The sequence below is a fragment of the Bradyrhizobium sp. JHI2711 genome (assembly GCF_056156565.1).
The window spans coordinates 859,106-873,101 of record NZ_JBPZPT010000003.1 but is presented as its reverse complement, the minus strand read 5'-3'; the positions used below and the strand labels follow the sequence as shown (position 1 = coordinate 873,101).

Here is a 13,996-nt window from a genome sequence, read left to right as displayed (position 1 = left end):
AGCAAAAAAGCAAAGCGCTACACATAAAGGGAGGGGACCATGACGATCACACGACGGGCGCTGCTGGCCGCGCCGGCTATTCTCACATTGACGCCGGCGATGGCGCAGGCCGGCAAGATCACGCTGGTGGTGCCGTTCCCGCCGGGCGGATCGACCGACGCCATGGCGCGGCTGCTGCAGACGAACCTGCAGACCAAGCTTGGTCGCATCGTGGTGGTCGAGAACAAATCGGGCGCGGCCGGTGCGCTCGGCGCGGCGCAGGTCGCCAAGAGTCCGGCCGACGGCTCGACCTTCCTGGTGACGTTCGATTCCCACGCCGTGATCCCGTCGATCCTCGACAAGCCGCCGGTCGATGTCGAGCGCGAGCTGATGCCGGTGCTGCTGATCGGCACCGCGCCTTACGTGATCGCGGCCGGCGCCGGCCGCCCCTACAAGAGCTTCGCCGACGTGGTCGCCGCCTGCAAGGCAAGCCCCGGCGCGGTGAAATACGCCTCGGTCGGCATCGGCACGCTCGGCCATCTCGCCATGACCGTGCTCGGCAGCAAGGCCGGCGTCGAGATCATGCACGTGCCCTATCGCGGCGGCGGGCCGGCCATGAACGACGTGCTCGGCGGCCACGTCGATCTCATCGCGGGATCGGCGGCGCTGGTCGCCGCCCAGCTCGGCACCAATATGCTGCGTCCGATCCTGCAGCTCGGCCGCGAGCGGCTGCCGGCCCTGCCTGATACTCAGACCGCGATCGAGGCCGGCTTCCCGGACTTCGAGACGCTGGCCTGGTGGGGCATCTTCGCGCCCACGGGCACGCCGCCGGACGTCGTCGCGGCCTTCGCGGCGGCGTCCAAGGAGATCCTGAGCGAGCCCGCGACCGCCGCCCAGCTGAAGGAGACGCAACACATGACGCTGCTGCTCCAGGACGGCGCCGCCTTCAAGACCTTCTTCGACAAGCAGGTCGCCACCTGGGGCAAGGTCGTGAAGGACAACAATATCAAGGCGTGAGGCCCCGTCATGCCCGACGAAGGGGACGTGCGAAACTGAGCTCATGGCCATCGGGGTCGGTGAGATGGAAGTAGCGCTCGCCCCATTCGGCGTCGCGCGGCGTGGTTGACGGCTGCCATCCGGCGGCGCGCGCCTGCTCATAGGTTGCGTCGACATCGGCGACATGGAAGATGACGCGGCCCCACCAGGACCAGCGCTTGTCGTCCGGCTGTGCCGTCAGGTTGAGATAACCGGGGCCGACGCGAAAGCTCGTGAATGCGGCGGCTTCGCCACCATACAAGAGCTCGAACCCCAGCGACCGGTAGAAGTGCACGGCGCGCCCCATGTCATGCGTGCCGAGCGTGATGGCGCTGATGCTTTCGATCATGTGAGCTGCTCCGTTGGGAGGGGCCTGGAAGTATAGCCGCCCCGTTCAGGTTGATGAGATCTCGCCCGCTTGACGGCTGGCGAACCGCATTTTGCTCTGCTATGAGGGGGCCGAGCCCGCACCCACGGGTTCCGCGGTCCCGTAGCTCAGCCGGATAGAGCGGCGGTTTCCTAAACCGTAGGTCGGAAGTTCGAGTCTTCCCGGGATCGCCATTTTCCGCGCGTTTGCGCCGCGCCAAGGGCACGCAACGCCGGTATTCCCCCCAAGCGTTATTCCATCGTGACGTGTGCCGACAGCCGGCTAAAATACGGCGGGTGCAGGGGGCCTTGCATGGCGGACTCATGGTACTACGCTGAGGGCGGGCAGCGGCGCGGCCCGTTCTCGATTTCTGAACTCCTTCCGCTCCTCGCTAGTATCGCCGATCCTCGGCGTGTGCTGGTCTGGCGGCACGGCTTCGAGAATTGGAAGCCGGCCGGGGAGGTGCACGAGATCACGCAGCAGCTCCTTCAATCGCCGCCGCCAAGCCCAGCATCGCCGCCGGTTGAGGTCATTCGCGAGGCGGCCGCTCCCGCAGAAGACGGCGCTTCATTCAAGGACGTCCAGCCAGAGATGACCGGCATCAGCGGCTGGCTCGGGCTTCTGGCGTTCGGCCAAATGATCGGCATCGTGCGCCTAGTCGTCAATACCGCGCAATATGTGCAGTCGATCTCCAGCGAGACCTGGGTGCAATTCTCAATCGTATTTTGGGGCGAGATTGCGATGAACGTCGCGCTGATCGGTCTCGCAATCTGGACGGCGGTGCTCCTGTTCATGCATTCCCGTAGATTTCCAGCGTTCTTCATTGTGCAGATGATCTGTGCGGTACTGATCCCGTTGATCGATCTGGTTTGGGTTGCATCGATCTTTTCCATCGGCTTGAACCGTCCGTTCGGTGATTTTTTCACTATCGAACCTCTTCAAGTCGCACGAATGGTCGTCGGTGCGATCAGTGCCGCGATTTGGATAACCTATGTCCTTCGCTCCCGTAGAGTCGCGAATACGTTCACGGAGTAAGCCGTCATGCATCTGGCGGCCCGCAAGCCGGGCGGACAGGATGCCCGCTGATTTGCTCGGCTGGTGCAAGAATTGCTAACAGAAGCGGCCGGGCCGGAAGGGGCACCTTCCAGCCCGGTCCATGCCTGTCCGTTGCCATACCCGGAGACCATGATGCCTTTTGACTTGATCCTTCGCGGCGGAAGGGTCATTGACCCCTCGCAGAAGCTCGATGCCGTGACGGATGTCGCATTTTCGAACGGCAAGGTTGCCGCTGTTGGCACTGGGCTCAAGGCGGATCCGGGCACGGAGGTGCGTGACGTCTCCCGGTTCATCGTGACGCCGGGACTCATCGATCTCCACACCCATGTCTACTGGGGCGGCACCTCGCTCGGCATTGATGCCGAGGAGTTCTGCCGCCTCTCCGGCGTCACCACGGCGGTGGATACCGGCAGCGCTGGCCCCGGCAATTTCGCCGGCTTGCGCAAGCATGTGATCGAGCCGAGCCAAGTCCGCATCCTCGCCTATTTGCACGTCTCGCATGCCGGCATCTTCGGCTTCTCGCACCGGATTATGGTCGGCGAGAGCGAGGAGCTGCGCCTGATGAATCCGATCGAGGCGGCCGAAGTGGCCGATGCCAACCGCGATCTCATCGTCGGCATCAAGGTGCGCGTGGGCCTGCATTCGTCGGGCACGTCGGGCGCGGTGCCGCTCGACATCGCGCTCGAGGTCGCGAACGAGGTCGGCATGCCGCTGATGGCGCACATCGATCATCCGCCCCCGAGCTATGAGGACGTGTTGGCGCGGCTGCGTCCCGGCGACGTGCTGACCCACGCGTTCCGCCCCTTCCCGAACACGCCGGCGACGGCGCAAGGCACCGTGAAGAAGGCGGTGCTGGAAGCGCGCGAGCGCGGCGTGCTGTTCGATATCGGCCACGGCAAGGGTTCGTTCGCGTTCAAGACCGCGCGCGCCATGCTGGCCAATGGTTTCCATCCGGACACGATTTCCTCGGACATCCATCAGCTCTGCATCGACGGACCGGCCTATGACCAGGTGACGACCATGTCGAAGTTCCTGTGCATGGGCATGGAGCTGCCGGATGTGATCGCGGCATCGACGGTGAATGCGGCGATGGCGCTGCGGCGTCCTGAGCTCGGCAGCCTCAAGCCGGGCAGCGTCGGCGACGCCACGTTGATCTCGGTGCGGCAGGGCCAGTTCGACTATGAAGACGTCGTCGGCGAGCACCTGATCGGCGATCGCAAGATCGTGTCCGAAGGCGTCGTCATCGGCGGCCGCTGGTGGCATCCGAATTGAGCGGCGCGCGCGGATCGTGACCACGTGCTCGCATGACGCACTGATCAGTCGCGCCCCGCCTCCATGATCGCCTTGGCGAGCCGCGCCGGATCGGAGAAGCACAGCTCGTGGCTTCCCGGCACCTGCACCAGGCGGAACAGGCCGAGCTTCTCCGACAGGCGCGGATGCCAGCCATGGCTGTGCGGCATCGCGGTATCCTCGGTGCAGTTGATGTAGGATTTGGCCAGCGGCATCTCGGCCGGATTGCTCTTGAGCGTGATCTTGTCGCTGAAGGTCGCCAGCGGATGCGGGTTGAGCACGTCATAAGCGCGCTGCGCCGTCTCCAGATCGGCATCGTTGATGAAGGCCTCGCGCCAGATCGGGAAGGGCAGCACCACCGAGCCGTCGCCGCGCTCGGCCGCGATGGCGTCGAACAGTCCGATATAATGCGGCGGCACCATGTCGTTGAGGCATTCGCCGTCATTGGGCACGAAGGCATTCCAGTAGACCAGGCGGCGGATGCGCTCCGGCGCGAGGTCGGCAACGCCAGTGATGACCATGCCGCCATAGGAATGGCCGAGCAGGATGACGTCCTTCAGATTATTCTCGGCCAGGTAGTCCGCGATCGATTGGATCGCTTCCTTCAACCCGGTCGTCTTGGCATCGCCCGGACGGTTGCCCTTGATGGTGGGGGTATGGACCTGATGGCCGGCGGCGCGGATCGGCGCGGCGACCGGCTCGAGCTCGGCGCCTGTATGCCAGGCGCCATGGACGAGAACGTAGGTCGACATATTGTGGCTCCTCCCGAGGGTGTGGTTAGATCGGCGCAGCGTCGCCGCACGGCAAGTGTGGACCGGCGACCGATTTGCCGCTTGGCTGGAAGTGAACCGTATTGGTCTCGGAGTGAACCGATGCAGCAGATCGAGCGCCCCGTCCCGTCGCGCCACTCGGCCTGGAATACGGTGGGTGTACGGCCTCACGAGCAATTCGCCTATTATCGCGAGGCAATCTGCCAGGCTTTCATGAATCTGACGCCGGAGCCGGCGGCGGCAAGCGGCTTTCCCGCCAGCGTCGAGCACGTCCGTCTCGGTGATGCCGCGATCAACCGCGTCAGCTTCCCTGAGCATTTGGTGCGCCGTTCCGCGGCCGATATCGCGGCGTCCGATCGCAGCTGCTTCTACCTCAACCTGAAGCTGGCCGGCCGCTGCCGCATCCAGCAGGACGGTCGCGAGATCAGCCTGTCGCCCGGACAGGTCGGCATCTTCGACAGCGACCGCCAGTTCGCGCTCCTGCACGATCGTGGTCCGCAGCTGTGCGTCGCCTCGTTCTGGGTGCCGGCAGAAGCCTTGCGTGAACGGCTGCCGGCTTCGTTCGACGTCGTTGCGGCACGCCTCTCGGACGATCCCGTCGTCGGCCACCTCATTGTCGAGACCGCGCGCACGCTCAGCGAGGGCGCGCTGCAGATGAGCGAGGACGAAGGTGTGCGGCTGTTCCGGGCGCTGATCGAATTGGTTGCCGTGAGCCTGTCGCGAAGCAGCCGCCTGCACGCAGCTGAAGCCGAGAGTCTCGCCGATGCAACCACGCTGGCGGTGAAACGTGCCATCCACCGGCGGCTCCGCCAGCCGGGACTTGCGGTCGCAGACGTCGCCGCCGCCGTCGGCATCAGCGAGCGCTACGTGCACAAGCTGCTGGCGCGATCGGGCTCCAGCTTCACCGACTACGTCATCGACCATCGTCTCGACGGCGCGGCCAGGGATCTCAGGACTCCCGCGATGGCGGAGCGCGCGATCGGCGCCATCGCGTTCGATTGGGGTTTTTCGGACCTCTCCCACTTCACCCGCCGCTTCAAGCAGCGCTTCGGCTGCCGGCCGCGCGACTGGCGCGCGCGGTGAGAGAAACTGCGCGGCGACTCGCTCGATGAGCCCCCTCTCCCCGTTCTTACGGGGAGAGGGTTGGGGTGAGGGGCTGCTTCCGCGAATACGGTGAGAGACGGACCTGTGGAGAGTCCCCCTCACCCGATCGCTACGCGATCGACCTCTCCCCGCAAGCGGGGCGAGGTGGAGCGCCTCACAGCGACCGCGCGATTAGCAGCTTCATGATCTCGTTGGTGCCGCCATAGATCTTCTGGATGCGGGAATCGATGAAGATGCGCGAGATCGGGTATTCCTGCATGTAGCCGTAGCCGCCGAATAGCTGCAGGCATTCGTCGGCGGTCTCGACCTGCTTCTCCGAGCACCAATATTTCGCCATCGAGGCCGTCACGGTGTCGAGGTCCTTGGCGATCAGGCGCTCGATGCACCAGTCGACGAAGACGCGCGCGATCATCGCCTCGGTCTTGCGCTCGGCCAGCGTAAAGGCGGTGTTCTGGAAATCCATCAGCGGCTTGCCGAACGCCTTGCGCTCCTTGGTGTAGTCGGTGGTGAGCTTGACCGCGCGCTCCATCGAGGCGACGGCGCCGACCGCGAGCGCAAGGCGTTCCTGCGGCAATTGCTGCATCAACTGGACAAAACCCTGGCCCTCCTCCTTGCCGAGCAGGTTTTCCGGCGGCACGGTCACGTTGTCGAAAAACAGCTCCGAGGTGTCGGAGGCGTGCAGGCCGATCTTGTCGAGGTTGCGCCCACGCTTGTAGCCGTCCGCGCCCGCGGTCTCGACCACGATCAGCGAAATGCCTTTGGCACCTAGCTCGCCGGTGCGCGCGACCACGATGACGAGATCGGCGGCCTGGCCGTTGGTGATGAAGGTCTTCTGGCCGTTGATGACGTAGGAATTGCCCTGCTTCTTCGCCGTGGTCTTGACAGCTTGCAAGTCCGAGCCGGTGCCGGGCTCGGTCATGGCGATGGCGCCGACCATCTCGCCGGACGCCATCTTCGGCAGCCAGCGTTTCTTCTGCTCCTCCGAACCGTAATTGAGGATGTAATGCGCGACGATGGCGCTGTGCACGGAGACGCCGGTGGTCAGCTCTGGCACCGTGCTCTCGAGATCGTCGAGCACGGCGGCGTCATAGGCGAAGGTGGCGCCGAGACCGCCATATTCCTCCGGCACGCTCGCCAGCAGCGCTCCCATCTCGCCGAGCCCGCGCCAGGCGAAGCGGTCGACCATTTTCTGCTCGCGCCATTTCTCGGCATGCGGCGCCAGGTCCTTGGCGAGATATTTGCGGAACTGGTCGCGGAACGTGTCCAGCTCTTCGGTCATCCACGACGATCGGTACTGCATCAGCGCCTCGCTCTCAGACAATCAGGCCGCCGCCGGCGACGACCACCTGACCGCTGATATAATTGGATTCCGGACTGCAGAACAGATAGACGGCATCGGCTGCCTCTTCCGGCGTACCGCCGCGGCCGAGCGGGATCATGCGCGACATGGCTTCGAGCATGTGCGGCTGCACGCCGACCTTGATGTCGCGGCCGGCGACGTCGATGGTCTTCTGCTGCGCCTCGATCGGCTGGGTCAGGCGGGTGTTGATGAGGCCGAAGGCGACGCAATTGACGTTGACCTTGTAGCGGCCCCACTCCTTGCACATGGTTCGGGTCAAGCCGATCAGCGAGGCCTTGGCCGAGGAATAGCTGGCCTGCCCGGCATTGCCGTAGAGACCCGCGATGGAGGAGATGTTCACGACCTTGCGGAACACCTCGCGTCCCTCTTCGGCCTCCTTCCTGGCGAAGACGCGGATCGGCTCGGCGGCCGCGCGCAGGATCCGGAACGGCGCGACGAGGTGGACGTCGAGCATGGCCTGGAACTGCTCGTCGGTCATCTTCTGGATGGTGGAGTCCCAGGTATAGCCGGCATTGTTGACGATGATGTCGAGCCCGCCGAACTTGTCCAGCGCGGCGCCGACGAAGCGATCGGCGAAGCCCGCCTCGGCGACGCTGCCGTTCACGGCAGTGGCATTGCCGCCGAGTGCCTCGATCTCCGCGACCACGGCGTTGCCGGGCTCGGCATCGAGGTCGTTGACGACCACCCTGGCGCCTTCGCCCGCCAGCTTGAGCGCGATCGCGCGTCCGATGCCCCGGCCTGAGCCGGTGACGAGCGCGACCTTTCCCTGCAGTCTTGTCATTTGAATGAGTCCTCTTGCTGTCACAGCGCGACGACGGCGCTGCCTTCGAGCTTGACCTCGCCGCGATCGTCCTTGGTGGTGAGCGCGAGCCTTGCGCGACGCTCGCCGTCCTCGACGAAGAGCTCGGTCACGGTGCCTTCGCAAGTGAGCTTGGCGCCGAGCTGAGTGATCGAGACGAACCGGGTCGCAAAGCTGCGGAGCTTCGACGGCGGCACCACATCCGTCAGCGCCTGCCCAAGACAGGCCATCACCAGCATGCCGTGGGCGAACACATCGGGAAATCCGGCCGCCTTGGCGAAGTCGATGTCGACGTGGATCGGATTATGATCGCCCGATGCGCCGCAATAGAGCGCGAGCGTGTGGCGGGTGATCGGCGGAAAGACCTTGTGGACGATGCGCTCGCCGGCCTTGATGTCTCCGGATGCCGTCATGACGCCGCCTCGTTGCGCACGACGATGGTGCGCGCGGTATCGGCGACATGCACGCCGTCTTGATTGGTCACCTCGCATCGGATGCCGATCAGCGTCATCGCGCCGCCCTTCTTGTCCGTTACGCTGGTTACGCGCGGCCGAAACGTTAGGGTGTCGCCGACCAGAACCGGCGCGTGATAGGCGAAGCTTTGCTCACCATGCAGCACGCGGGACAGATTGATGCCGAGCGCGCTGAACATTTCGAAGGGATCGTCGATGTCCATCATCTCCAGGCAGAACAGATAGGTCGGCGGCACCGGCATGCCGGTGAACCCGGCCGCCCGGGCAGCATCCGCATTGCGGTAGACCGGATTCTGTTCACCCAGCGTGTTGAGGAAGTAGCGGAGACGGCCGGGCTCCACGCGCGCGGTGACCGGCGTGAAGCTGCGCCCTACGGCGGACTGGTCGACCATGGCCGATATCAGTGCCGCTTGTAGAGCGTGACGACGCAGGCGCCGCCGAGGCCAAGATTGTGCTGAAGTGCGACCTTGGCACCCTCGACCTGCGTGGCGCCGGCGGTGCCGCGCAGCTGCCGCGTCAGCTCGTAGCACTGCGCAAGCCCGGTGGCGCCGAGCGGATGTCCCTTGGACAGCAATCCGCCGGACGGATTGGTCACGATCCGGCCGCCATAGGTATTGTCGCCGTCATTGATGAACTTGCCGGCTTCACCCTCGCCGCAGAGGCCGAGCGCCTCGTAGGTGATGAGCTCGTTATGAGCAAAGCAGTCGTGCAGCTCCACCACGTCGAGATCGCCGGGGCCGATGCCGGCGCTCTCATAAACCCGGCTGGCAGCCTCTTTTGCCATGTCGTAGCCGACCAGCTGCATCATGTCGCCGGCCTTGAAGGTCGAGGGCGTATCGGTGGTCATGGCCTGCGCCGCGATGCGTACTTCTTTGCCGATGCCATGCTTGTCCGCAAACCGCTCGGAGACCAGCACGGCGGCGGCGCCGCCGCAGGTCGGCGGGCACGCCATCAGGCGCGTCATCACGCCGGGCCAGATCACCTGGTCGTTCATCACGTCGTCCGCCGTGACTTCCTTGCGGAAAAGCGCGAGCGGATTGTTCTTCGCATGTCGGCTCGCCTTGGCGCGCACCTTGGCGAAGGCGTCGAGCGGCGTGCCGTATTTCTTCATGTGGCTGAGCCCGGCGCCGCCGAAATAGCGCAACGCCAGCGGAATGCCGGGGGCGTCGATCAGCTGGTCCGCGGCGGCGTCGAACTCCTCGAACGCGCTCGGGCGATCGGTGTAGACGCTGCCGAGCGCGCCGGGCTTCATCTGCTCGAAGCCGACCGCCAGCACGCAATCCAGCGCCCCGCTTGCGATCATTTGCCGCGCCATGAACAGCGCGGTCGATCCGGTCGAGCAATTGTTGTTGACGTTGACGATGGGGATGCCGGTCATCCCGACGGGGTAGAGCGCGCGCTGCCCGCAGGTGGAATCGCCATAGACGTATCCGACATAGGCCTGCTCGATCTTCTCGTAGCCGAGGCCGGCATCGGCGAGCGCGAGCTTGACCGCTTCCGTTCCCATTTCGTGATAGGGGGCGCTGGCGCCCGGCTTGGCGAACGGAATCATGCCGACCCCGGCGACGACCACGTCAGACATCGCTTCCTCCCAATAAATTACCCGTTGGACTTTTTCTTACCCCTGGGTAACATATCGTCCGATCTCCACCAGAGTCAACCGACCGACCATGGATTCAGCGCCGCCCGCTCCGCCGTCATCGCCTTCGCCCTGGCTGCCGTTCGAGAGCCGGCGCCGCGCCCGCGACGAGAAGCGCGAGGCGGTGCTGCGCGCCGCCGTGCAGCTGTTCCTGGAGCAGGGCTATCATCGCGCAACGCTGAACGAGGTTGCGGACCGGCTGAACATCACCAAGCCCGCGCTGTACAATTACTTCCGGGGCAAGGACGAGATCCTGTTCGAATGCTGGTCGATGGGCGCCGAACTCGTCGACGGCGTGATCACGGAGATCAACGCCGGCGGCGGTTCGGGTCTCGCCAAGCTGCGCAAGCTGGTGCACGCCTATGCCGAACTGATGGCGACCGATTTCGGCGCGAGCCTGGTGCGTTTCGATTTGCGCGATCTGGCCGAGCGGAACGCCGGTGTCGCACGCGCCGCCAAGAGGCGGATCGACGCCACCTTCCGGCGATACATTACTGCAGGCATTGCTGACGGTTCGATCAGGCCTTGCGATCCCAAGCTTGCAGCCTTCGCGATCGCGGGTTCGCTCAATTGGATCGGCCATTGGTATCGACGGGAGGGCAAGCTGTCGCCGACCGCGATCGCCGACGAGTTCACGGTGCGGCTGACGGACGGCCTGGCGGCCGAGGTTCGGCTGCAAATGACAAAGAAGACGCCGAGGGCGCCGCAAGGGCGCAACTCAGGACGCAAAGCAACAGGGAAGAAACGCACGGGAGGAGAGACGGGATGAACATCACGCACGGCCTGCGCAGGGCGCTGCAGATCAATCCGAATGGGCTGGCGACCGTTTATGGCCAGCGGCGGCGCAGCTGGGGCGAGCTCGGCGAGCGCGTTACAAGGCTGGCCGGCGGCCTGCGCACGCGCGGCGTCAGGGACGGCGACCGTGTTGCGGTGCTGTCCTTCAACTCGGACCGCTATCTCGAGCTCTATCTGGCGACCGGCTGGGCGGGAGGCGTGATCGTGCCGCTCAACATCCGCTGGAGCGCGCTGGAAAACGAGGATGCGCTGCGCGACTGCCGCGCGTCCGTTCTGCTGGTCGACAAGGCCTTTGCGCAGGTCGGCGCGCAGCTCGCCGGCGCCATTCCGGGGCTGAAGCTGATCTATGCCGACGATGGCGAGGCGCCGGCGGGGATGGAGAGCTATGAGGCTTTGGTTGCGGGCAGCGCTCGGGTGCCCGACGCCATGCGCAAAAGCGACGATCTCGCCGGCATCTTTTACACCGGCGGCACCACCGGCCGTTCCAAAGGCGTGATGCTCAGTCACCAGAATCTGATGGCCAATGCGCTCAACGCACTCGGCGAAGGCCTGTTTCCGGCAAGTGCGATCTATCTGCATGCGGCTCCGATGTTTCACCTTGCCAACGGGGCGGCGATGTATTCGCTGCTGCTCTCCGGCGGCTCGAACGTGATCGTTCAGGGCTTCACGCCCGAAGGCGTGATGGCTGCGATGCAGAACGAGCGCGTCACAGACGTGCTGCTGGTGCCCACGATGATCCAGATGTTCGTCGATCACCCCGCGATCGGCAAATACGACCTGTCGTCCCTGAAGAACATCATCTACGGGGCCTCGCCGATCAGCGAGGCGGTGCTCGATCGTGCCGCGCGCGCACTGCCGCATGTGCGCTTCACCCAGGCCTATGGCATGACCGAATTGTCGCCGATCGCGACGCTGCTACATGCGAACGAGCATGTCGCGGAGGGGCGCAGAAAGGGACGTCATCGCGGTGCGGGCCGCGCCACGCTCGGCTGCGAGGTGCGGATCGTCGACGAGAACGACCAGCCGCTGCCGGCGGGCGCCGTCGGCGAGATCGTGGTGCGCGGCGACACCGTGATGATGGGCTATTGGGAGCGGCCGGAGGAGACCGCGCGCGCCGTCGTCGACGGCTGGATGCACACGGGCGATGGCGGCTACATGGACGAGGACGGGTTCATCTATGTCGTCGACCGGGTGAAAGACATGATCATCTCGGGCGGGGAGAATGTGTACTCGGTCGAGGTCGAGAACGCGCTGGCGCAGCATCCGTCGGTGCTGCAATGCGCCGTGATCGGAATTCCCAATGAGCAATGGGGAGAGCAGGTCCATGCCGTCGTGGTCAAACGCAGCGGCGTAGAGGTTTCAACCGGCGAGCTGATCGAGTTCACGAAGACGTTGATTGCCGGCTACAAATGTCCGCGCAGCATCGAGATCACCGAGACGCCACTGCCGTTGTCCGGTGCCGGCAAGGTGCTGAAGCGCGAGCTGCGCAGGCCGTTCTGGGAGGGGCGGGAACGGCGGGTCAGCTGACGGCTCCCGCGCGTTACGGCCTGCGCGCCGAGGACGCGCGAAGATTGATGTTTTCCAGATCGTGGTCGCGCGGATACGCCCACCGGGATCGCCATGAACTGTGTTTTCAGGCTGCGTCCGATCTAGCCATGAGCCGTCTTGCCGCCGTCGATCACGAACTGGCCGCCGGTCGTATAGGGATGATCGTCGGAGGCCAGCACCAGCGCAAAAGCCGCGATCTCCTCAGGCGCTGCCACGCGCTGTAACCCCGGGACGTTGGATTTGGCCCATTGCGCGATGCCGATATGCCAGGCCGCATCGGGCAGGCCCTCCATGCCGGCGAGCCGGCGGATCATCGGGGTGTCCGTGGTGCCGGGGATCAAGGTGTTGATGCGGATGCCATGCTTTGCGTAGTCGAGTGCCGCGGCCTGCACCAGGCCGACCAGTCCCCGCTTGGCAGCCGAATAGGCCGAGCGCTTGGCCGACGTCGCAATGGCGTTGGACGAGGAGGTGACGACGATCGATCCGCCTTTCTCCAGCATGTGCGGGATTTGATATTTCATCGACAGGAACACGCCGCGCAGATCCGTGCCGATCACGTCGTCGAATTCGGCCGCGCTGAATTCATGCAGCGGCTTCTCGATTGAGATGCCGGCATTGTTGAAGGCGACGTCGAGCCGCCCGTAGCGCGCGATGGTCGTATCGACCAGCGCCTTCACCTCGGATTCGTGGCGCAGGTCGGCGCGAACGAAGACGGCCTCGCCGCCGGACTCGCGCACCTCGGTCTCCACCTGCTTGCCACGGTCGGTGTTGCGCCCGCAAAAGGCGACGCGGCCGCCCTCGGCGGCGAACATCAGCGTTGCGGCCCGCCCGATTCCGGAGGTGCCGCCCGTGACGATGACGACCTTGCCCGCGAACCTTTGCTTGCCGCTCGGCTTTTGCTGCGGCAGCGCCGCGCCCTGGCCGAGCGCCACGCCGCCGGCGAGGCCGCCGACGGCACCTGCGAGCATGCCGAGGGCCGCGCCCCCAACCAGATGACGCCGCTTTACGGAATGGCTCGCGGTGATATTCTGCATTTCGGTCATTTCGAACTCCGATCCGCTCAATCTGAACAGTGTTAAGATAGATATGCTGCAATCTGAACAGTGTCAAGTTACATGAAGAAACGGGCCCCCGCCGCCAAGCGCAGCACCGCTCCGACCCGGCCAAGGCCGGAGGTCGGATACCATCACGGCGAATTGCAAGAGGCGCTGATCGCCGCGAGCGAAGCCATTCTCGCCGAGCAGGGTGCGGAAGCCTTCACGCTGCGCGAAGCCGCACGCCGCGCCGGCGTTTCGCCGGCCGCGCCGTCTCATCATTTCGGCAACGCCCAGGGCCTTCTCACCGAAGTGGCGATCCGCGGCTACGACGCGCTTGCCGGCGCCTTGCGCGAGGCGGCCTCCGGCAAGCAGGGCGTCCGCGACAAGCTCCATGCCCAGGGGCTTGCTTATGTCGATTATGCGTTGAGGCATCCCGGCCGTTTTCAGATGATGTTTGCCAACAAGCGGCTGGTTGCCGACGATGCGCGCCTGAAGCAGGCGAGCAGGGCCGCCGGCCATGCGTTCGAGGTCGTCGTCGCCGAGCTGACCGGCGGCACCGCGAAGGAGGCGAAGACGGCGGCTGCGGCGGCCTGGTCCACCGTTCACGGCTTTGCCAAGCTTGCGCTCGAGGAGAAATTCGGCTCTGTGAACAACGAGGCCGGACGCCGCGAGATCATGATGACGCTCGATCAGGTCCTGAACTATCTCTGGCCCGCGAGCGGCACGCGCCAATAGAGCATGATC

The 13,996-nt window shown here is 65.1% G+C and carries 15 protein-coding genes and 1 tRNA gene; 8 read left to right on the top strand and 8 right to left on the bottom strand.

Annotation, left to right across the window (positions count from 1 at the left end):
- The first annotated feature begins 39 nt into the window (after nt 1-39).
- A complete protein-coding gene (locus ACTEK7_RS26420; protein ID WP_225148500.1) occupies nt 40-996 on the top strand; it encodes a tripartite tricarboxylate transporter substrate-binding protein in 957 nt (318 codons plus the stop codon).
- A 7-nt stretch (nt 997-1,003) separates the two neighbouring features.
- On the opposite strand, the gene ACTEK7_RS26415 is transcribed toward ACTEK7_RS26420, so the two are convergent.
- Nucleotides 1,004-1,363, bottom strand: coding sequence for a VOC family protein (locus ACTEK7_RS26415; protein WP_036014526.1), 360 nt, complete (start codon nt 1,361-1,363; stop codon nt 1,004-1,006).
- A 135-nt stretch (nt 1,364-1,498) separates the two neighbouring features.
- Between ACTEK7_RS26415 and ACTEK7_RS26410 the strand changes: the two genes are divergently transcribed.
- The 3 genes from ACTEK7_RS26410 (at nt 1,499) to ACTEK7_RS26400 (ending at nt 3,709) form a co-directional block, all read left to right on the top strand.
- A tRNA-Arg gene (locus ACTEK7_RS26410) sits at nt 1,499-1,575 on the top strand.
- A 118-nt stretch (nt 1,576-1,693) separates the two neighbouring features.
- On the top strand, nt 1,694-2,416 hold the full coding sequence (locus tag ACTEK7_RS26405; protein WP_225148501.1) for a DUF2569 family protein: 723 nt from the start codon (nt 1,694-1,696) through the stop codon (nt 2,414-2,416).
- A gap of 153 nt (nt 2,417-2,569) precedes the next feature.
- Nucleotides 2,570-3,709, top strand: a complete 1,140-nt coding sequence (locus ACTEK7_RS26400; RefSeq protein WP_225148502.1) for an amidohydrolase/deacetylase family metallohydrolase — start codon at nt 2,570-2,572, stop codon at nt 3,707-3,709.
- 44 nt (nt 3,710-3,753) lie between these two features.
- On the opposite strand, the gene ACTEK7_RS26395 is transcribed toward ACTEK7_RS26400, so the two are convergent.
- On the bottom strand, nt 3,754-4,479 hold the full coding sequence (locus tag ACTEK7_RS26395) for an alpha/beta fold hydrolase (protein WP_225148503.1): 726 nt from the start codon (nt 4,477-4,479) through the stop codon (nt 3,754-3,756).
- 120 nt (nt 4,480-4,599) lie between these two features.
- Between ACTEK7_RS26395 and ACTEK7_RS26390 the strand changes: the two genes are divergently transcribed.
- Nucleotides 4,600-5,580, top strand: coding sequence for a helix-turn-helix domain-containing protein (locus ACTEK7_RS26390; RefSeq protein ID WP_225148504.1), 981 nt, complete (start codon nt 4,600-4,602; stop codon nt 5,578-5,580).
- 175 nt (nt 5,581-5,755) lie between these two features.
- On the opposite strand, the gene ACTEK7_RS26385 is transcribed toward ACTEK7_RS26390, so the two are convergent.
- The 5 genes from ACTEK7_RS26385 to ACTEK7_RS26365 are packed head-to-tail and all read right to left on the bottom strand — an operon-like array spanning nt 5,756 to nt 9,815.
- Nucleotides 5,756-6,901, bottom strand: coding sequence for an acyl-CoA dehydrogenase family protein (locus ACTEK7_RS26385; protein WP_225127100.1), 1,146 nt, complete (start codon nt 6,899-6,901; stop codon nt 5,756-5,758).
- A gap of 13 nt (nt 6,902-6,914) precedes the next feature.
- Nucleotides 6,915-7,742 (bottom strand): SDR family NAD(P)-dependent oxidoreductase, encoded by an 828-nt coding sequence (locus tag ACTEK7_RS26380; RefSeq protein WP_225148505.1) that lies wholly within the window; start codon nt 7,740-7,742, stop codon nt 6,915-6,917.
- Nucleotides 7,743-7,762: 20 nt separating this feature from the next.
- A complete protein-coding gene (locus ACTEK7_RS26375) occupies nt 7,763-8,173 on the bottom strand; it encodes a MaoC family dehydratase (protein WP_225148506.1) in 411 nt (136 codons plus the stop codon).
- The gene (locus tag ACTEK7_RS26370; protein WP_109141709.1) at nt 8,170-8,625 is read right to left on the bottom strand and encodes a MaoC family dehydratase N-terminal domain-containing protein; all 456 of its coding nucleotides are present in this window, start codon (nt 8,623-8,625) and stop codon (nt 8,170-8,172) included. The genes ACTEK7_RS26375 and ACTEK7_RS26370 overlap by 4 nt, the downstream gene beginning before the upstream one ends.
- Before the next feature lie 8 nt (nt 8,626-8,633).
- Entirely contained in the window at nt 8,634-9,815 is a 1,182-nt protein-coding gene (locus ACTEK7_RS26365) for a lipid-transfer protein (protein ID WP_225148507.1), read from the bottom strand.
- A gap of 88 nt (nt 9,816-9,903) precedes the next feature.
- Here ACTEK7_RS26365 and ACTEK7_RS26360 point away from each other — a divergent pair, with 88 nt between their 5' ends.
- Together ACTEK7_RS26360 and ACTEK7_RS26355 are read left to right on the top strand one after the other, a co-directional pair.
- Nucleotides 9,904-10,641 (top strand): TetR/AcrR family transcriptional regulator, encoded by a 738-nt coding sequence (locus tag ACTEK7_RS26360; RefSeq protein ID WP_109141707.1) that lies wholly within the window; start codon nt 9,904-9,906, stop codon nt 10,639-10,641.
- Nucleotides 10,638-12,194, top strand: coding sequence for an acyl-CoA synthetase (locus ACTEK7_RS26355; protein WP_036014511.1), 1,557 nt, complete (start codon nt 10,638-10,640; stop codon nt 12,192-12,194). The genes ACTEK7_RS26360 and ACTEK7_RS26355 overlap by 4 nt, the downstream gene beginning before the upstream one ends.
- 122 nt (nt 12,195-12,316) lie before the next feature.
- On the opposite strand, the gene ACTEK7_RS26350 is transcribed toward ACTEK7_RS26355, so the two are convergent.
- Nucleotides 12,317-13,258 carry an SDR family NAD(P)-dependent oxidoreductase gene (locus ACTEK7_RS26350; protein WP_225148508.1) on the bottom strand — a complete coding sequence of 314 codons (942 nt, stop codon included), beginning with the start codon at nt 13,256-13,258 and terminating at the stop codon, nt 12,317-12,319.
- 72 nt (nt 13,259-13,330) lie between these two features.
- Here ACTEK7_RS26350 and ACTEK7_RS26345 point away from each other — a divergent pair, with 72 nt between their 5' ends.
- Nucleotides 13,331-13,987: a TetR/AcrR family transcriptional regulator gene (locus ACTEK7_RS26345; RefSeq protein ID WP_225148509.1), complete on the top strand. Its 657-nt coding sequence runs from the start codon at nt 13,331-13,333 to the stop codon at nt 13,985-13,987.
- Nucleotides 13,988-13,996: the final 9 nt, after the last annotated feature.